This is a genomic window from Dactylosporangium vinaceum (assembly GCF_019904175.1).
Classification (GTDB): domain Bacteria; phylum Actinomycetota; class Actinomycetes; order Mycobacteriales; family Micromonosporaceae; genus Dactylosporangium; species Dactylosporangium vinaceum.
In genome coordinates this window covers 1,759,740-1,778,355 of record NZ_CP061913.1, presented here as the reverse complement: position 1 = coordinate 1,778,355, position 18,616 = coordinate 1,759,740, and the positions used below count along the sequence as shown (strand labels likewise).

The window sequence follows — 18,616 nt, the reverse complement described above, 5'->3', positions numbered from 1 at the left end:
GTTTTGCCGTGCTACGGGGTGCTGCCGCCGAGCCAGTCCTGGACTAACGCGGGCCAGTGGTCGGTGGTGAAGTAGAACGAGACGATGCCGGCGGCCAGCGGCACGGTCACCAGCAGCACGATCACGAGCAGCGTTCGCAGCGCGCGGACGCCCGGGCCGGGGCGGCGGCCACCCTCGTACACCTTCGCGTAGTCGGCGGGCGGCGGCGCCTGCACCCGCGGCTCGGACCGCGGCGGCATCGGGCGGGTCGCGGCCTGGGACGGCCTCGCCGGTGGCCTCGTGGGCGGCGTCGCGCGCGGAGGCGACGCGGCGTCGGCATTGAACGGCCGGCCGTACTCGTCGTATCGGGTCGAGGGCTCCGGTGTGCTCTGGTAGACCCGCCCGCTGCTGACCGGCCGGTTCGGGGGCGCCGAGACCGGCGGCGCGGACACCGGCGGCAGCGCGGACACCGGCGGCGGGACGGACACCGGAGCGACCGCCTGCTGGTGCTGCGGCCACACCGGGCCGTTCGCGGGAGGGGTGGAGACAGGAGGGGCGGAGAGCGGAGGGGCGGAGACGGGAGGGGTGGACGCCGGAGGGGTGGAGACCGGAGGAGCCGAGACGGGCGAGCCGAACCGGCTGCTCGGCGGAGGCGTGGAGAAGGCCGGAGACCCCGACACCGGCGGCGCGGACACGGGCGGCGCCGAAACCGGCGGGGCCGAACCCGGCTCCGGGCGCTGCCACTCGAAGCCCGGCACCTGCGGCAGCACGCCGGTAGCCGGCCCGGGCGCGGGCTTCGCGGTCGCCTGCGTGGGCCGGGAGCCGGCCAGCATGCTGCCCTCGGCCACCACGAGCTCGGGCTGTTCGATGGCGGTCGGCGCGGTGCCAAGCATCCGGTGCAGCAGCGTCGCGACGAGCGGCATCCGGCTGGAGCCGCCGACCAGGAACACGCCCGCGACCGCGCCCTCGCTCAGCTGGGCCCAGCGCATCACGCCCTTGGTCACCCGGATCGTCTGCTCGATCATCGGCTGGGCCAGGCGCTCGAGCTCCTCCCGGGTCAGGTGCACGTCGAAGTTGAGCAGCGGGATCGTCAGGTCCGAAGCCGGCTGGCGGGACAGGCGCTCCTTGGCCACCTTCGCGTCGTCGAAGAGCAGGCGGCGGTGCCGGCGGTCCTCGACGGTCTGCGGGTTCATCAGGCGGCCCCACTCCTGCGGCGCCCGCGGCTCGCAGATGGTGCCGATGTGCTTCACGACCGCGTTGTCGAAGTCGATGCCGCCGATGTCGTCGCGCCCGTCGACGGCGAGCACCTCGAACCCCTCGGCGGTGCGCGCGACAACGCTGGCGTCGAACGTGCCGGCGCCGAAGTCGTAGACGACGACGACCGAGCCGACCTTCACGTCGTGGCCCAGGACCTGGGTGAAGTAGGCCGCCGCGGCGACCGGCTCGGGGACCAGCCGGACCTGGCCGAGGCCTGCGGCCACCGCGGCGTCGGCGACCTGGAGGCGCCGGGTCGCGCCCCAGGAGGCCGGTACGGTGATCGTCACGTCCGGTGCGGCCCCGCCCACACTGCGCGCCCACTCGTCGCGGACCCGCCGCAGTACCGCCGCAATCAATTCACCGACGGGGATCTCACGGTCACCGAGCAGGACGGTTCCGTCGTCGATGCGCCGCTTCGGGTTCGGCTCGAAGCGGGCCGGCTCGAGCCGGGCACTGTGCACGGCGTCGCGGCCGACGATGATCGCCCCGCCCGGCTCGGCGTAGACGGCCGAGGGCAGCAGCGGCGACCCGTCGAAGACGAGCGGCCGGGAGCGCCCGTCCGGCCACCGTACGACGGCGACGGTGTTCGAGGTCCCGAAGTCGACCCCGAGCCGGATTCCTGGCGTAGGCATGGCCCAGAGTCTAGGCGGCCGTTACGAGCGGGCCGGGGCCTGCGGCGGCCTGGGCGGGCGGCGCATCCACCGGCGCGAGCCGGGCAGCAGCAGCATCGCCGTGGACAGGATGAAGATCACAGCGGCGATCAGGAACCCGGCCTGGCGGGTCTGGGCGGACAGCGCCAGGTTGCTGACCGCCACGATCACGCACAGCGCCAGCGGATACCAGTGATGCCCGCGGGCCGGCCGGCGCGCCCGCGCGGCCGCGTTGATCAGGAGCGTCGCCGCCACCAGCCCGATCGCGCCCCACTCGAGGCCGTCGACCTTGAACCGCTCGATGTCCTCCGCGCTGATGTTCTCGTCCGGCGGCGGGTTGAACAGGTTCAGGACACCCGCCAACAGCAGGAGCAGACCGCCGCCGACGTACAGCACCACGGCGTACGCCGTCATGAAGCCGGCCGGCCACCGGATGGACCACGGGCCCTTCCGCAGCGGGATCATCGGCATCATCGGCGGCGGCACCACCGGGTAGTACAGGACCTGAGGCGGCGGCGGTGGCGGCAGGTAGACCGGCCGCGACGGCACCGGGTAGGGCTGCCGCTGCAGCATCGGCGGGCTGACCGGCAGGGGGCTCACGGGCGCGACGGGCCCCGGCGAGACCGGCAGGGCCGAGACGGAGGGCGTGGCGACGGACGGCGTGGTGCCGGAGGGGGTGGCGACCGGCTGCGTCGGAGCGGTCCTCGGCTCGGGCGCCCGCGCGGGCGCGGGCGCCCGCGCGGGCGCGGGCAAACGCGCGGGCGCGGGCGCGGCGACGAGCACACTGCCCTCGGCCACGACCAGCTCCGGCTGCTCGATCGTCACCGGCGCCCGCCCGAACTCGCGGTGCAGCTCGGTCGCGACAAGCGGCATCTGGCTCGCCCCGCCGACCAGGAAGATCCCCGCGACCTGCTCGGACGTCAGCCGCGACAGCCGCAACGTCTCGGCCAGCGACGCCACCGAGCGCTCGACGAGCGGGCGCGCGGAGGCCTCGAATTCGTCCCTTGTCAGCTGTACGTCCACATCGAGCCCCGGCACCAGCACGGTGACTGACGCGGCCCGGGACAGCCGCTCCTTCGCTTCGCGCGCCTCGTCGCGCAGCTGGCGGTACACACGCGGATCCCCGCTCACGCGAGCCCAGTCGGCCGCGGGCAGGGCCTTCGCGATCAGGCCGACCACGAGCTCGTCGAAGTCGAGGCCGCCGAGATCGTCCCGCCCGCCGACCGCGCGCACGTCGAACCCCGCGTCCGTGCGGGCGACCACGCTGCCGTCGAACGTGCCCGCGCCCAGGTCGTACACCACGACCGCGGACCCGACGGGCACGAGGTGGCGCAGGACGTGCGCGAAGTACGTGGCCGCGGCGACCGGCTCCGGCACCAGCGCGGCCGCGGGCAGCCCGGCCTGCCGGACCGCCTCGGCGAGCGTGGCCCGCCGCGTCGCGGCCCACCCGGCCGGGTGCGTCACGGTCACCGCGTCGGGCGGACCTCCGGCGGTCCGGGTGAACTCCCCCAGCACCCGCCGGAGCACGGCTGTGACCATCTCCGGCACCGGTACCGCGCTGTCGCCGAGCAGCACCGCACCGTCGTCGATGCGCCGCTTGGGGTTGGGCTCGAAGCGCTCGGGCGCGCGCCGCGCCGCGTGCACGGCATCGCGCCCGACCACCAGCCCCTGCTCCTCGAGCGTCACGGCGGAGGGCAGCAGCGGCGAGCCGTCGAACAGCAGCGGCCGGGCCCGCCCGTCGGGCCATCGGGCCACCGCCACGGTGTGTGACGTGCCGAAGTCCACCCCTAAGGCCACCATGCGCCGCAGTCTAGGCGGACTGCTCGACCGCCCGCTGGAGCGCGCGATAGATCTGCCCGAACTTGGGGGAATCCGTCGTCGAATAGATCATTGCGTCACCCGATGTGGTCCGGACCCATATCTCGTGTACTCCCTTGCCGTGGTCATGGGCCCGATCGAGCAGGTCGAGCAGGCCCTCCAGGGCGAAGGCGAGGATGCCGCCGACGACGACCACGGCGAGGATGCCGCCCGCGATGTACATGGTGCGTTTCTCGCCGCTGAAGTCCAGCCGGCGGGCGAAGATCCCGGCCGCGACCAGCAGGCCGAGCACCAGCAGGATGGCGCCTCCGCGCGTGCCGAGCATGTAGAACCCGTGGCGGAGCCGTCCCGTGCGCTCGTGCCAGATGTAGGTGAGGCTGTCGAGGGGATACCAGGATTCAGCGACGCGCACACCGCCGGAGCTGATGTGCACCACGTTGTCGCGGTAGTACGTGGTGGCCATGGCACCTCTGAAGGTACAGCGGAATACGCTCCGGGCAACGACAACGACGTTGAGGAGACACTCGTGGACTCGAAGACCCCGCTCGTGCGGCTGGAGGTCGCGGACGGCATCGGCACCATCCGGCTGGACCGGCCGCCGATGAACGCCCTGAACATCCAGCTCCAGGAGGAGCTGCGGGCGGCCGCCGAGGACGCATCCGCGCGCGACGACGTGCGCGCCGTGGTCGTCTACGGGGGCGAGAAGGTCTTCGCGGCCGGCGCCGACATCAAGGAGATGGCCGGCATGGGCTACGCCGAGATGTCCGCCCGCGCGGGCCGGCTCACCTCCGCCTTCGACGCGGTGGCCCGCATCCCCAAGCCGGTGGTGGCCGCGATCACCGGCTTCGCCCTCGGCGGCGGCTGCGAGCTGGCCCTGACCGCCGACTGGCGAGTGGCCGCCGAGGACGCCAAGCTCGGCCAGCCCGAGATCACCCTGGGCATCATCCCGGGCGCCGGCGGCACCCAGCGCCTGTCCCGCCTCATCGGCCCGGCCCGCGCGAAGGACCTCATCATGTCCGGCCGCTTCGTCGCGGCCCCGGAGGCCCTCGCCATCGGCCTGGTCGACCGCGTCGTGCCGAAGGACGACGTGTACGCGGCCGCCGTGGACCTGGTCCGCCCCTACGTCAACGGCCCGGCCCTGGCCCTGCGCGCGGCGAAGCTGGCCGTCGACGGCGGCCTGGAGATGGACCTGGCCTCGGCCCTGACCTGGGAGAGCCAGCTCTTCGCGGGCCTCTTCGCCACCGAGGACAAGGCCGAGGGCATGAGCGCCTTCGTCGAGAAGCGCAAACCCACCTTCAAGGGCCGCTGAGACTTCCGCCAGCGGCGGGATCGCTCGCGGCGGGAGGCCGCGCCTCGCCTCGGGCGGTCCCGCCTTCGTGCCCAAGCTTTGCGCTCGTCGGAGCACTCGATGCCGGGAGCGGATCCAAACGTACAGTCGAGCACCGTCGACCATCAGGAGGACGGATTCCAGCACGTATTTCGATACCTTTATAGCGGACAACGCCTCGCCAGAGGTGATGGTTCTGATGCGTGTCGAAATTCTGAGCAGTGACACGAGGCGAGGCGGCCGTGCGCGAGCTTCTGCTGTTCGATCCTCCGAACAATCTGCCGCAGGTCGCCGGTTACTATTCTCAACTGGCCGGCCTTCTGGCCGGATTCTCATTCGCGGGCCTCACTGCATTGCTGACGATGCAACGCCGCAGCAACCGGGCCGGCCGGCAACCATTGCGCAGCATCGCACCTCTGCTCGGCGCTTTCGTCGGGCTAGTTGCTTCCAGTCTTGACTTTGCATTGCTTTCCGGTGAGCCGCAGGGCACATCGCGCGTTGCGTCGCTCCAGACGACCGCAGGCCTGGGGTTCTCGGTCGCCGGCATCATGCTCTTCTATTCGATGTTGGCGCTGATGGCCGACCTCCAGCAGGACGACACCTGGGCGAACGACATCGGATCAGAGTCAGTTGAGCTCCTCCGGAACATCCTCGTCTGGGTACTGCCACCACTCGTCGTCCTCCTGATGTGGGCGGGGGTAGCCGACCACCTGCATCAGAACCATCAGGAGTCGAGCCCGTTCCATCAATGGCTCGACTGGTATTCCGCCAGTGTGCTCACATCGGTTGCAATCCTGGCTCTGACCATCCGCAAGGTCCGGTCCATCAAGCGACAAGCCGGCACCGCCAGCGTTCGTGTCATCACCCAGCTTGCCATCGGGCTCGCCCTCATCTCACTGATCGGCGCCGCCGCCCAGATCACCTTGACCTCGAGCGATCATCACATCAGTGATGCAGTGCCGGCGGTCAGCCTGACCGCGGTCGCCGCATTCTCCTTACTGAGCTCGTGGTCCGCGGGTGGATACCCCACCTATCGCGCCCAAGGCGTCAAGACGGCACCGCCGGCGGCGAGCGCGGAGTCCATCGCAACTGCGATGAGGCAAGCCGAGCAGCAGCCCGCAGATCGGATCCGGGCCGGCATCCTCGAACCCCTCGATACCGACACATTGGTGCGGCGCTCGATCGAGATCTTCCCACAGGGCTACCTGATGATCATCAGCATCATTCAGGGCGTAGCACTGGCAGCGATCGTCAGCGAGTCCACCCGGTACATCAGTTCCATTTCACCGACGGCGATGGCGCCTGCCCTTGCACAGTCGGCTCTGAACCTAGCCGGGCTGATCATCGTATCGTACGAATATCTGTGGTTCACAACGATCGCACGATGGGCGCCGACGTTTCGCGACACCGCCATACCATTCGCTCTCGGTGTGGCCGAGATCGTTCCGGCCTACCTTCTGCAGCGCCCGGTCGCCTGGTGGATCGCTTTCGCGACGTTCGCACTGACGGGAGCGTCCCCACAGCCTCGGGCCATGGATCACGTTCACGACCGCGGCAGTCATCGTGGTGGCCGATGCGTCAGTGATGATCTGCTACAGCGAGAAGGTTCTGAATGACGTGTATGACGCCTTCGGCGTCGGAAGGCGCTCACCGCTGTTCCAAAAGCTCCGAAATCACAATGGTGCGCAGCCGCCCGTGGCACCTCCCGCCTAGGCGATGCGCAAGCAGGACGACCTCTGCGGCCTGGAACTGCCGGCGGAGATCGTGAGGGGGTGTGGGTGGAGGCGAAGCCTCCCCCTCGTGATCAGGCCGCCTGGGCGTGGAACCGTCCGTCGATGGTCGACAGCTTCAGCGGCAGGCCGAAGGCCGTCGAGAGGTTGTCGGCCGTGATCGTGTCGCGCAGGAGCCCCTGGGCCACCACGGCGCCGTCGCGCATGAGCATGGCGTGGGTGAAGCTCGGGGGGATCTCCTCGACGTGGTGGGTGACCAGGACGATGGCGGGGGCGTCCGGGTCCTCGGCCAGCTCGGACAGGCGGCGCACGAGGTCCTCGCGGGCGCCCAGGTCCAGGCCCGCCGTGGGCTCGTCCAGCAGGAGGAGCTCGGGGTCGGTCATGAGGGCCCGCGCGATCTGTACCCGCTTGCGCTCGCCCTCCGAGAGGGTGCCGTAGAGGCGGTCGCCCAGGTTCGCGACCCCGAGCTGCGACAGGAGCGCCTGCGCGCGGCCCTCGTCCAGGCGGTCATAGCGCTCGCGGTAGCGGCCGACCACGCCCCACGAGGCGGTCATGACCACGTTGCGGGCGGTCTCCTCGGCCGGCAGGGGCAGGCCGTTGGAGGTGAAGCCGAGGCGGGTCCGGAGCTCGGCGATGTTGGTGCGGCCCAGGCGCTCGCCGAGGACGTCGACGGTACCGCGGGTCGGGTGCAGGCGCGCGCCGGCGAGGTTGAGCAGCGTGGTCTTGCCGGCGCCGTTCGGGCCGAGGATCACCCAGCGCTCGTCCAGCTCGACCTGCCAGCTCACCGAATGGATGAGGTGGTTGCCGTTGCGGGTGACGGTCGCGTGCTCCACCGCAATGACAAGGTCATCTGACACATGCCAATCCAACCACGCCGGAGATATCGACGGCTGCCGGGGCCCCGCGCGCGTGGGCGAGGACGTATTGTGCGCTGCGATGACACCGGCACTGGAAATCGACGGTCTGGTCAAGACCTACCAGAGCGTGTTCGGCAAGCCACGGGCCGCCCTCGACCGCCTGGACATGGTGGTCGAGCCGGGGCAGATCCACGGCTTCCTCGGCCCGAACGGCTCCGGCAAGTCCACGACGCTCAAGACACTGCTGGGGCTGCTGCGAGCCGACGGCGGGCGGATGGCCATCTTCGGCGAGCCGGTGCCCCGCAGGCAGGCCGAGGTCGCCCCGCGGGTGGGTGCGATCGTCGAGGCGCCCGCGTTCTTCGGCAACTTCAGCGGGTACAAGACGCTCTCGCTGCTGGCGAAGGCGGGTGGGGTACCGAAGCAGCGGGTCGGGGTTGTTCTTGATCAGGTCGGGTTGTCGGACCGCTCCGAAGACCTGGTGCGGTCCTACTCCATGGGCATGCGCCAGCGGCTCGCGGTGGCGTCGGCCCTGCTCAAGGACCCCGACCTGCTGATCCTGGACGAGCCGAACAACGGGCTCGACCCGGCCGGCGTGCGGGAGATGCGCGATCTGCTGCGCGGCCACGCGGACCGGGGCAAGACGGTCGTCATCTCCAGCCACATCCTGGCCGAGATCCACCAGATCTGCGACACCGTCACGATCATCTCCCGCGGCCGTACCGTCGCCGCCGGCCCGGTCTCCGAGGTCCTCGCGGTCGCCGACAAGGGGGCGTACCGCGTGCGCGTCGACGACCACCAGCGCGCCGCGGAGATCCTGGCCGGGGCGGGCGCGGAGGTGAGCGTCGCCGGCGACCACATCGTGGTGTACGACCTGGCCGATCCGGCCTGGGTGTCGCACACGCTCGGCGTCAACGACATGTGGGTGCGTGAGCTGGCCCCGGTCGCCCAGCTGGAGGACGCGTTCCTCACGATCACCGGCGGCGGCCCCCGCCCCGGCGCCTTCCGCCCCGTCGACAACTCCGACTGGACCCCCGAGGAGCACCGGGCATCATGACGCACCTGTTCGCCGCGGAGTGGACCCGCCTGTTCAGCCGCCGGGTCACGCTCGTGACGCTCATCCTGGTGGGCACGGCCCTGGCCTTCCTCACGTTCGGATACACCCTGACCGGCAGCTCCCCCACCCCGGCCGAGCAGGCGAGGGCCGCGGAGCGCGCGGTGAGCCTGGGCCAGCTGTGGGACCAGCGCACCGACCACTGCGGCAAGGTCCAGAGCGGCCTGGAGCAGGCCGGGCCGAACGAGGACCTGCCGAGGAACTGCGACTACGGCCCCCGCCCGACCCGCGACTCGCTGCTGGACTACGGCTTCTCGTTCCAGCGCCAGTGGCCGTCGCTGTTCTACGGCGCCGCGCTGCTGCTGACGCTGGCCGGGTTCGTGCTCGGCGCGTCGTTCGTCGGCGTCGAGTGGAGCTCCGGCGGCATGGCCGGGCTGCTGCTGTGGGCGCCCCGCCGCTCGCGGGTCCTGGGGGCGAAGCTGCTGGCCGCCATGGCCGGGGTCGGCACCATAACCGCGGTGTACCTCACCCTGTGGACCGTGGCCTTCATCGCCATCGCGGCCGCGGGCGACGCCGCCGGGTTCACGGCGGGCGAGTTCGGCTCCCTGGCCCTGACCGCCCTGCGGGTGATCCTCCTGGCGATGGCGGGCGCGGCCCTCGGCTTCTCGATCGCCTCGATCGGCCGGCACACGTCGGCCGCGCTCGGGGTCGGGATCTCGTACCTGCTGCTGTGGGAGCTCGGCAGCACCCTGGTCTTCACCGTGGTCCAGACGCCCCGGGACTACGCGGAGCCGTACCGCCTGTCCACCTACGCCCACTCCTGGCTGCGCATGGGCCTGGACAAGGTCACGCAGAACGTGGAGGGCGGCACCCTGCGGCCCCGGTTCGAGCCGAGCTGGGGCGCGTCCGGCGCGGTGATCGCGCTCGCGGCGCTCGCCGTCGCGGCCGTCGCATTTCTCGCCATGAACCGCCGCGACGCGAGGTAGAACCCGAAACTTTCACGCCGTCGAGCCGAACACCTCTTCCCGGACGGCGTCGAGCCCGGTCAGGATCGCCCCGTGCAGGACCGGCTCCGCGCCCACCTCGGTCGGCACCACGCGGGGCGAGACGACGGCGATCGCCGCGACCTCGTGCTGCACCCGCTGGGCCAGGTCCGCCCCGCCGGCCTGCCCGACGTCGCCGGCCAGGACCACCAGCTCCGGGTCGAGCACGAGCCCGACCGAGGCCACGCCCAGCGAGATCCGGCGGGCCAGCTCGTCCAGGAACGGGCTGCCCGCGGTGCCGGCGGCGATGGCGGCCCGGACCGCGTCGGCCGCGCCGGTGGACTTGAAGCCGTGGGTCTTGGCGATCGCGCGCACGGCCGCGGCGTCGACGAGGGTCCGGAAGCCGTTCTTCGACCGGCGCGACACGTCGCGGCTGACCTGGGTGCCGGCGACGGGGAGGTACCCGATCTCGCCCGCCGCCCCGGCCGCGCCCCGGTGCAGGCGCCCGCCGAGCACGACGGCGGTGCCGACGCCCCGGTCCAGCCAGACCAGCACGAAGTCCTTCGTCCCGACAGCGGCGCCGGAGTGCTGCTCGGCGATGGCGGCCAGGTTCACGTCGTTCTCGAACATGACGGGCCGGCCGAGGTCGTCGCGCAGGGCCGTGAGCAGGCCGCGGTGCCAGCGCGGGAGGTCCCAGGCGAAGGTGATCTCGCCGCTGCCCGGGTCGACCAGGCCGGGGGTGCCGAGCACGATGCGGCGGATGCGGTCGATCGGGGCCCCGGCGGCGCCCGCGGCCTCGACGACCGCGGCGTGCACGACCTTGACCGGGTCGTCGCCTTCGCCGATGGCGACGTCGGTGCGCCCGACGATGTTGCCCGTGATGTCGGCCACGCCGGCCACCACGTGCCCGGGCCCGGCATCAACGCCGACGACGAACGCGGTGGCCGGCACGACCGCATACATCTGCGCGTTGGGCCCGCGGCCGCCGGCCTGCTCGCCGACGCGCGTCACCAGCCCGCGCTCCTCCAGCCGTTCGACAAGCTGGGACGCGGTGACCTTGGACAGCCCGGTCAGCTCGCCCAGTTGCGCGCGAGTCAGCGGGCCGCGGCTGAGCAGCAGCTCCAGGGCGGCACGGTCGTTGAGGGCGCGCAGCAGGCGAGGCGTGCCGGGCAGTCGGGTGGAACTCATGGTGACGAAGACCCCTAGTATTTAGGAAACTTTCCTATTAGCGTGCCACTCGCAACCTATTAGGACAGAGCGTACGGCCGAGCAACCGGTCGGCCTACGCCCAACCGGTCATGAAGCTCCTACGATCGTGGTAGCGATCGGACGGGCTGAGGGGGGAACAACGTGTCGACCGATCCCGGACTCCGCCGCCTGGCCCTGGGCACGCTGCTCGGCGCCTTCCGCGGGGAACAGGCCCCAGCCTGGGCCGTGGACCTCCTCGCCGAGGGAATGGCCGGCCACGTGCTGTTCGGCTACAACATCGTCGAGCGTGAGCAGGTCGCCGCGCTGACCAAGAGCCTGCACGCCGCCCGCGACGGCGTCCTCATCGCCATCGACGAGGAGGGCGGCGACGTCACCCGCCTGGCCCACCGCGCGGGCAGCCCCTACCCCGGCAACGCCGCACTGGGCGCGCTCGGCGATCCCGCGGTGACGCGGCGGGTGTACCGCACCATCGGCGCCGAGCTCGAAGCGCTGGGCATCAACCTGAACCTCGCCCCGACCGTCGACGTGAACACGGCCGACGACAACCCGATCATCGGCACCCGCAGCTTCGGCGCCGACCCGATCGTCGTCGCCACCCACACCGCCGCCGCCGTCCTGGGCCTGCAGGGAGCCTGCGTCGCCGCCTGCGCCAAGCACTTCCCGGGCCACGGCGCCACGCTCGCCGACTCCCACCGCGAACTGCCGACCGTCGACATCACCGCCGCGGAACTGCGCAGCCGCGAGCTCCCCCCGTTCATCGCCGCGATCGAGGCCGGCGCCAAGTCGATCATGTCCGCGCACATTCGCGTCCCTGCGCTCACCGGCGACGCCCCGGCCACCTTCAGCCCGCGCGTCCTCGACGACCTGCTGCGTCGCGAGCTGGGCTTCACCGGCGTCGTCGTGACCGATGCGCTGGAGATGGTCGGCGCGGCCAAGTATGCGGGCGGCATCCCCCAGGGCGCCGTCCTGGCCCTGGCCGCGGGCGCCGACCTGCTCTGCATCGGCGCCGACATCGACGAGGCCGTCACCAACGCCTGCGCGGACGCGATCGTCACCGCCGTCCAGGACGGCCGCCTCCCGCTGGCCCGCGTCGAGGAGGCCGTGGCCCGCGTGACCGACCTGGCCGCCTGGACCACCAGCGGCGACCGCACCGACCGCGAGGAGCCGGGCCTGGGCTACCCCGCGGCCCTCGGCGCCGTCCGCATCGAGGGCAGCCACGACCGCGCCGCCGCCCCGCTGATCGTCCAGCTGGAGTCCGAGTCCTCGATCGCCGCCGGCCGCGTGCCGTGGGGCCTGGGCCCGCACGTGAACGGCACGGAGCAGATCCGCGTCGTCGCCGCCCAGGCCGACCTCGCTGCCCTGCGCACCCGCGCGGGCAGCCGCCCGATCGTGGTCGTGGGCCGCAACGTCCACCGCCTGCCGGGCGCGCGGACGCTCGTCGACGCGCTGGCCTCGACCCACGCGGTGACGGTGGTCGAGATGGGCTGGCCATCCTCGTGGCGGCCGGCGGGGGCGCGCGCCTTCATCACCACGTGGGGGGCGAGCCACGCGAACGGCCGCGCAGCGGCTGAAACGCTTGGCCTGGCGGCCTGAGCAAGCGAAGGATTTTTACTCGGGTCCGCGGTTCTTGCGGTCCGCTGCTCCCGTCAGCGCCTGCTCTGGGTCGGTCAATGCGAAGCCCATCGAGCCAGAGTAGGCGAAGCGGTCGGCGCTGGGGCGCCTCCCTTCGGCGTCCGTAGTGAAAAAGGTTTAAGGCATAAGGCTTGCGCCATTTGCAATGGCGCAAACTTCGCTAACGCCCGGTTAACATCGGGGCTGCGACGATTGCCGTGTGGCTGGGCAGCTGAGTTTGTTCGATCGGGCGGCAACCGCTTTGCTGCGCGACCGCACTCGGGCGCGGAATGGCTCTCCGTTGCACAAGGAGTTTCGCCGGGACCATGCCTGGCATCGGGACTGGGAGCCGGCGCAGCGGCATGGGGCCGAGCTCCGGCGCCTCCGTGATGCTTCGCCTTCGCCGACCGAGGCGCCGAGTGCTGCTGCCGCGCCTGCACCGGATGCCGAGTTCGCGCGAGAAGAGAGCCCGGCCGGACCGGCACCGCAAAACGTGACGTCCGCGCGGGCCAAGAACCGGGTAGCGTGGTCCGGACCGTTGTCCGGTCGCCGCGCATCGGCAGGGGTCGGCGGGGTCGTGCCGGGCCCGCCGTGGTCATCGTTCGGTGGCAATGGCTCGTGGGCGCCTGCGGCGATACAAGCAGCGTACGGTTTCCTATTCGGTTCGGGCCGCAAAATTCCTGCGCGCGCCGCCGGCACGACAATCCTCGGACTGTTCCAAGAACTGTGCCTCCAGGCGCTCGAAACGCTACCGACAACGAGCCGGAATCTCCTTTGCCGCCGCAGGCGCCGCGGCCCGGCACCACCGAATGACGACCACGACGGACCCGCCGCCGGCCCACGGAACCCTGCCGATGCACCGCAGCCAGACTACGACCGCGCCCACGCTAATCCGGTGGTTCCCATCGGCCGAGCCCACAACGCGGTGCCCCTCCAGCCGCAGCACCCGGCACCGCCACGACCGGAGCACTCGAAACCGCGACGACCGGAGGAGCCGAAACCGCGGCAACCGGAGAGCCGGCCTGGGACGGCCCCGGCACCAGAGAGCGCCGGGGCCGTCACCGGACTACGCGGCCGACGCCCGCACCAGCGTGCGGATCTGCCGCAGCAGCACCGACAGCGCGGCCAGATCACCGGGAGACTCGCCGAACTCGCCTATCGCGTTGCGCGTCCGGGCGATCGACGTGGCGTTGCTCTGCTCCCACTCGTGCACCCGGGCCTCGGTGTCGAGCTCCGGCGACGTGGCGTTGAGGACCTCGGCGGTCAGGGCGGCCAGCGCGGCGTACAGGTCGTAGCGCAGTGCCATCCGGGCCAGCGTCTGCCAGCGGTCCTCGCGCGGGAGGTCCGAGATGCGCGACAGCAGGTCGTCGACCCGGAACCGCTCGGACAGCAGGTAGTAGACCGTCGCCACCTCGTTCACGTCGCGGCCCGTGGTGGCGGCGACCTCCACGATGTCGAGGAGGCCGAAGCCGTACATGATGCGGGTCGTGCTGTCGGCGATCTCCTCCGGCAGGCCCAGCTCCTGCAGGCCTTCCGCGTTGGCCCGCAGGGCGTCGCGCTCGCGGCCGCGGAACAGGGTGTCCAGCTGCGGGAGCAGCCGGGCGATGCCGGGCTTGAGGCGGGCGATCTCGGCGGGGACGTCGATCGGCAGCCGGCGGTTGGAGACCAGCCAGCGCACCGCCCGGTCCAGGAGGCGGCGCATCTCCAGGTAGACGGCGGTCTGCGACTGGGTCGGGATCACATTGTCGAGCGACTCGACCGCGCGGCGCAGCTCGCTGAGGCCGAAGACCTCGTTGACCACGACCGACGCGCGCAGGATGTCGGCCGCGCCCGCCCCGGTCTCCTCGGAGGCGCGGTGGAAGAACGAGGTGCCGCCCCGGTTCACTGCCGCGTTGACGACCGCGGTGGTGACGATCTCGCGGCGCAGCGGGTGCTCGGCCATCGCCTCGGCGAAGCGCTCGCGCAGGGCGGTCGGGAAGTACTCGACGAGCACCTCGGTCGTCCACGCCTCGTCCGGCAGCTCCGAGTCGAGGATCTCGTGCTCCAGGACGATCTTGACGTAGGAGAGCAGGACCGCGAACTCCGGCGAGGTCAGGCCCACGCCGGTGGCGGCGCGCTCGTCGAGCTGCTCGTCGGTCGGCAGGCCCTCGAGGGCGCGGTCGAGCTGGCCGCGGCGCTCCAGGTCGGCGATCAGCCGCTTGTGGACGGGCAGCAGCGAGCGAGACTGGGCGCGCGCGTTGCCCAAGGCCGTGGCCTGGTCGTAGTTGTCGCGCAGGACCAACTCACCGACCTCGTCGGTCATCTCGGCCAGCAGCGGGTTGCGGTCGGCCGACGCCAGCTCGCCCGCGGCCACCGCGCGGTCGAGGAGGATCTTGATGTTGACCTCGTGGTCGGAGCAGTCGACGCCGGCCGAGTTGTCGATGAAGTCGGTGGCGATGCGGCCGCCGTTAAGGGCGTACTCGATGCGGCCGCGCTGGGTCAGGCCCAGGTTGCCGCCCTCGCCGACGACCTTGGCCCGCAGCTCCCGGCCGTTGACCCGGATGTAGTCGTTGGCCTTGTCCCCCACCTCGACGTGCGACTCGCTCGTCGCCTTGACGTAGGTGCCGATGCCGCCGTTCCAGAACAGGTCGACGGGCGCGGCCAGGATCGCGTGCATCAGGTCGTTGGGCGTGAGCGGGCCGGTCGCGGTGATGCCGAGCGCGGCCCGGGCCTCGTCGGACAGCGCGATGGACTTCGCCGCGCGCGAGAAGATGCCGCCACCGGGCGAGATGAGCGATTTATCGTAATCGTCCCAGGACGATCGCGGCAGCGCGAAGAGCCGGGACCGCTCCTGGAACGAGGTGGCCGCGTCGGGCGAGGGGTCGATGAAGATGTGCCGGTGGTCGAACGCGGCCACCAGGCGGATGTGCTCCGAGAGCAGCATCCCGTTGCCGAACACGTCACCCGACATGTCGCCCACGCCGACCACTGTGAACTCGGTCGTCTGGGTGTCGACGCCGAGCTCGCGGAAGTGCCGCTTGACCGACTCCCAGGCACCCTTGGCGGTGATGCCCATCTTCTTGTGGTCGTAGCCGGCCGACCCGCCCGAGGCGAACGCGTCGCCGAGCCAGAAGCCGTACCGCACCGAGATCTCGTTCGCGATGTCGGAGAACGTCGCCGTGCCCTTGTCGGCCGCGACCACGAGATACGGGTCGTCGGGGTCGTGGCGCACCACGTCCGGCGGCGCCACGATCTTGCCGCCGTCGAGGTTGTCGGTCACGTCGAGCAGGGCCGAGATGAACAGCTGGTAGCAGGCCACGGCCTCGTCGCGGTCGCCCGGGTTCTGCTTGAGCACGAACCCGCCCTTGGCACCGGTCGGCACGATCACGGCGTTCTTGACCATCTGCGCCTTGACCAGCCCGAGGATCTCGGTCCGGAAGTCCTCGCGCCGGTCGGACCAGCGCAGGCCGCCCCGGGCCACGGAGCCGAAGCGCAGGTGCACGCCCTCGAAGCGGGGGGAGTACACGAAAATCTCGAAGCGGGGCCGGGGAGCGGGCAGGTCGGGGATGGACTGCGGGTCGAGCTTGATCGCGGTGTAGGACTTCGGCCGGCCGCCGTCGCCCCGCTGGAAGAACGACGTGCGCAGCGTCGCCTGGATCAGGTGCAGGAACGAGCGCAGGATCCGGTCCTGATCGAGGCTCGTGACCTCATCGAGTTCGGTGTGGATCGCGGCGACGAGCTCCTTCGACTGCACCGAGCGGGTCGCCTCGGACAGCTGCAGCCGCGGGTCGAACCGGGCCGCGAAGAGCGCGACGAGCTTGGAGGCGATCGCCGGGTACGCCAGCAGCGTCGTCTCCATGTAGTCCTGCGAGAAGACAGTGCCGGCCTGGCGCAGGTACTTCGCGTAGGCCCGCAGCACCACGACCTCGCGCCAGGTCAGGCCGGCCTTGAGCACGAGGGAGTTGAAGTTGTCGACCTCGGCCTCACCCCGCCAGGTCGCCGAGAACGCGTTCTCGAGGTGGGGCCGCACGTCGGCGATCGCCCGCGAGTCCGGCGGCAGCTGGAGGCCGAAGTCGTACAGGTAGATGGTCCCGTCGGCCCGCACGACCTCGTAGGGGCGCTCGTCGGTGACCCGCACCCCGAGGGAGTGCAGCACGGGCAGGACGGCCGAGAGGAGCATGGGCTCGCCGTAGCGGAACACCTTGAAGCGGATGTCCGACTCGTCCTGGCGGCGGCGGTAGACGTGCATGACCAGCTGCCCGGGCTCGTCGAGCAGCTCGAGCTTGGCGACGTCCTTCACCGCCTCGTAGGGCGTGTGCTCGTCCTTGTACGTGTCGGAGATCGCGCCGCCGTAGCGCTGGTAGAGGACCTTGGCCTGGTGCTCGTCGTTGAGCTTGCGCTCCAGGACGAGCCGGAAGTCGTCGTCCCACAGGCGGGTCGCCTCGGACAGGCGCTCGGTGAGGTCGTCGACGTCGACCCAGCCGGGCGGGTTGCCGGGCTCGGTGCGCACGATGAAGTGCACGCGCGCGAACTTCGACTCGCTGACCCGGGTGGTGTAGTCCACGCCCACGCCGTTGAGCTCGGCCAGCAGGATCTGCTGGATGCGCAGCCGGTTGGCCGTGGTGAACCGGTCCCGGGGCAGGTAGACCAGGCAGGAGATGAACCGGCCGTAGGCGTCGCGGCGCAGGAAGACCCGCAGCTGGCGGCGGCCGGCCAGCCGCAGCACGCCCATGACGGCCTTGTAGAGCTCGTCGGTGCCGATCTGGAAGAGCTCGTCGCGCGGATACGTCTCGAGCGTCTCCATCAGGTCCTTGCCGGAGTGGGAGCGCGGCGACAGGCCGGAGCGCTCCACCACCTCGGCGACCTTGCGCTTGACGACCGGCAGGTCGCGGACGCTGGTGCGGTACGCCGCGGACGAGAACAGCCCCAGGAAGCGCTTCTCACCGATCACGTTGCCGTCGGTGTCGAACATCTTGAAGCCGATGTAGTCCAGATACGCCGAGCGGTGCACCGTCGCCCGGGAGTTGGCCTTGGTGATGATCAGCAGCCGCTTCTCCAGGGCCTTCGCGTAGGCCTCGGCCGTCATCGACGACAGCGCCCGCGGCCTGACCTGGTCGGCCCGCAGGATGCCCAGGCCGGTGCCCAGGACCGCCTGGAGCAGCTCCTCGCCGTGCTCGCCCTTGATCAGCTTGTACTGCCGGAAGCCCAGGAACGTGAAGTGGTCATCGACCAGCCAGCGCAGGAGCTCGACGGAGTCGGTGATGTCCTTGTCCGGGACGGGCAGCTGCGCGGAGCCGAGCTCGTCGGCCAGCGCCAGGGCCTGGGTGCGCATCTTGCCCCAGTCCTCGACGGCCTCGCGGACGTCGACGAGCACCCGGGTCAGGTCGGTGCGCAGCTCCTCCAGCTCGGCCTCGTCGCGGATGCGGTCGACCTCGATGCGGATCCAGCTCTCGACGACGTCACCGGGCAGCGCGTCCTCGGGCTCGACGCCGATGCGGATCGCCTCGAGCGCACCGAGCGGGGCCCGCCGCACGACCACCAGCGGATGCACGAGGAGGTTGACGTCGATGTTGCGCGAGGACAGCGCGCTGGTGACCGAGTCGACCAGGAACGGCATGTCGTCGGTGACGATCTCCACCGAGGTGCCGCCGGTGACGCTCAGCCCGAGGCGCAGCTTCAGCTCGCCGGGGGTGCGCTGCTGGGCGAGCTCGAGGTGCGACTGGGTGGCCGCGACCATCTTGACGACGTTGCAGCCCGCCAGCTCCTCGTCGGGCACCAGGCGCCAGTAGGCCGCGACCAGCTCCGGATCGGCGTTCTGCGCGGTGGCCAGTACGACCGCCTCCGCGACGAGATGCTCCGCGTTGGGCACTGACTGCTCCAGCTCGTCGTCCTCGATCGCATCCGGGTTCCGCCCGTCGCGTAAACCCTGCGTGCCGTCCTTCACCGGGGTTGCCCCAGGCCGATTCATCGGTTGTTCTCCCCTCGCCCACGACGTTGTGGGTTGTCCATGCGCCAGGCTAGTCCGCCCAGAAAATGCCGGAGGGGGGACCGCCTCAGTCCGGTTCACCATCGTCGTGTACCCGATCAAGCGGAGATCGGCGCACAGAATTGTCCTACTTGTTGCGATCTTGGGAATGCGGTTCCGTGCTTTCATGGCGCAGAATC

At 71.1% G+C, this 18,616-nt stretch carries 11 protein-coding genes; 5 read left to right on the top strand and 6 right to left on the bottom strand.

Features of this window, described 5'->3' with window-relative positions; translation table 11 throughout:
* Nucleotides 1-11 precede the first annotated feature (11 nt).
* From Dvina_RS07695 to Dvina_RS07685, 3 genes are read right to left on the bottom strand one after another with little or no spacing between them, the layout of a single operon-like run.
* Nucleotides 12-1,868 (bottom strand): Hsp70 family protein, encoded by a 1,857-nt coding sequence (locus Dvina_RS07695; protein ID WP_223101652.1) that lies wholly within the window; start codon nucleotides 1,866-1,868, stop codon nucleotides 12-14.
* A gap of 21 nt (nucleotides 1,869-1,889) precedes the next feature.
* Nucleotides 1,890-3,686 (bottom strand): Hsp70 family protein, encoded by a 1,797-nt coding sequence (locus Dvina_RS07690; RefSeq protein ID WP_223101651.1) that lies wholly within the window; start codon nucleotides 3,684-3,686, stop codon nucleotides 1,890-1,892.
* 10 nt (nucleotides 3,687-3,696) lie between these two features.
* Nucleotides 3,697-4,167 carry a DUF6232 family protein gene (locus Dvina_RS07685; RefSeq protein ID WP_223101650.1) on the bottom strand — a complete coding sequence of 157 codons (471 nt, stop codon included), beginning with the start codon at nucleotides 4,165-4,167 and terminating at the stop codon, nucleotides 3,697-3,699.
* A 63-nt stretch (nucleotides 4,168-4,230) separates the two neighbouring features.
* On the opposite strand from Dvina_RS07685, the gene Dvina_RS07680 reads away from it, so the two are divergent.
* Nucleotides 4,231-5,013, top strand: coding sequence for an enoyl-CoA hydratase/isomerase family protein (locus Dvina_RS07680; RefSeq protein ID WP_246656087.1), 783 nt, complete (start codon nucleotides 4,231-4,233; stop codon nucleotides 5,011-5,013).
* A gap of 260 nt (nucleotides 5,014-5,273) precedes the next feature.
* Nucleotides 5,274-6,647 (top strand): hypothetical protein, encoded by a 1,374-nt coding sequence (locus tag Dvina_RS07675; RefSeq protein ID WP_223101649.1) that lies wholly within the window; start codon nucleotides 5,274-5,276, stop codon nucleotides 6,645-6,647.
* A 188-nt stretch (nucleotides 6,648-6,835) separates the two neighbouring features.
* On the opposite strand, the gene Dvina_RS07670 is transcribed toward Dvina_RS07675, so the two are convergent.
* A complete protein-coding gene (locus tag Dvina_RS07670) occupies nucleotides 6,836-7,699 on the bottom strand; it encodes an ABC transporter ATP-binding protein (RefSeq protein WP_223105386.1) in 864 nt (287 codons plus the stop codon).
* Between Dvina_RS07670 and Dvina_RS07665 the strand changes: the two genes are divergently transcribed.
* Both Dvina_RS07665 and Dvina_RS07660 read left to right on the top strand, forming a co-directional pair.
* Nucleotides 7,698-8,672 (top strand): ABC transporter ATP-binding protein, encoded by a 975-nt coding sequence (locus tag Dvina_RS07665; protein ID WP_223101648.1) that lies wholly within the window; start codon nucleotides 7,698-7,700, stop codon nucleotides 8,670-8,672. The two genes, Dvina_RS07670 and Dvina_RS07665, sit on opposite strands and share 2 nt — an antisense overlap.
* Nucleotides 8,669-9,655 (top strand): ABC transporter permease subunit, encoded by a 987-nt coding sequence (locus Dvina_RS07660; protein ID WP_223101647.1) that lies wholly within the window; start codon nucleotides 8,669-8,671, stop codon nucleotides 9,653-9,655. Before Dvina_RS07665 ends, Dvina_RS07660 begins: the two co-directional genes overlap by 4 nt.
* A gap of 12 nt (nucleotides 9,656-9,667) precedes the next feature.
* On the opposite strand, the gene Dvina_RS07655 is transcribed toward Dvina_RS07660, so the two are convergent.
* Nucleotides 9,668-10,840 carry an ROK family transcriptional regulator gene (locus Dvina_RS07655; RefSeq protein ID WP_223101646.1) on the bottom strand — a complete coding sequence of 391 codons (1,173 nt, stop codon included), beginning with the start codon at nucleotides 10,838-10,840 and terminating at the stop codon, nucleotides 9,668-9,670.
* A gap of 162 nt (nucleotides 10,841-11,002) precedes the next feature.
* Between Dvina_RS07655 and Dvina_RS07650 the strand changes: the two genes are divergently transcribed.
* Nucleotides 11,003-12,454 (top strand): glycoside hydrolase family 3 protein, encoded by a 1,452-nt coding sequence (locus Dvina_RS07650; RefSeq protein ID WP_223101645.1) that lies wholly within the window; start codon nucleotides 11,003-11,005, stop codon nucleotides 12,452-12,454.
* A gap of 1,084 nt (nucleotides 12,455-13,538) precedes the next feature.
* Here Dvina_RS07650 and Dvina_RS07645 read toward each other — a convergent pair.
* On the bottom strand, nucleotides 13,539-18,419 hold the full coding sequence (locus tag Dvina_RS07645) for an NAD-glutamate dehydrogenase (protein ID WP_246656086.1): 4,881 nt from the start codon (nucleotides 18,417-18,419) through the stop codon (nucleotides 13,539-13,541).
* Nucleotides 18,420-18,616 lie beyond the last annotated feature (197 nt).

Coding starts and splice junctions, on each gene's coding strand:
- Dvina_RS07665 (WP_223101648.1), top strand. CDS start 7,698: ATGACACCGGCACTGGAAATCGACGGTCTGGTCAAGACCTACCAGAGC.
- Dvina_RS07695 (WP_223101652.1), bottom strand. CDS start 1,868: ATGCCTACGCCAGGAATCCGGCTCGGGGTCGACTTCGGGACCTCGAAC.
- Dvina_RS07660 (WP_223101647.1), top strand. CDS start 8,669: ATGACGCACCTGTTCGCCGCGGAGTGGACCCGCCTGTTCAGCCGCCGG.
- Dvina_RS07655 (WP_223101646.1), bottom strand. CDS start 10,840: ATGAGTTCCACCCGACTGCCCGGCACGCCTCGCCTGCTGCGCGCCCTC.
- Dvina_RS07645 (WP_246656086.1), bottom strand. CDS start 18,419: ATGAATCGGCCTGGGGCAACCCCGGTGAAGGACGGCACGCAGGGTTTA.
- Dvina_RS07690 (WP_223101651.1), bottom strand. CDS start 3,686: ATGGTGGCCTTAGGGGTGGACTTCGGCACGTCACACACCGTGGCGGTG.
- Dvina_RS07685 (WP_223101650.1), bottom strand. CDS start 4,167: ATGGCCACCACGTACTACCGCGACAACGTGGTGCACATCAGCTCCGGC.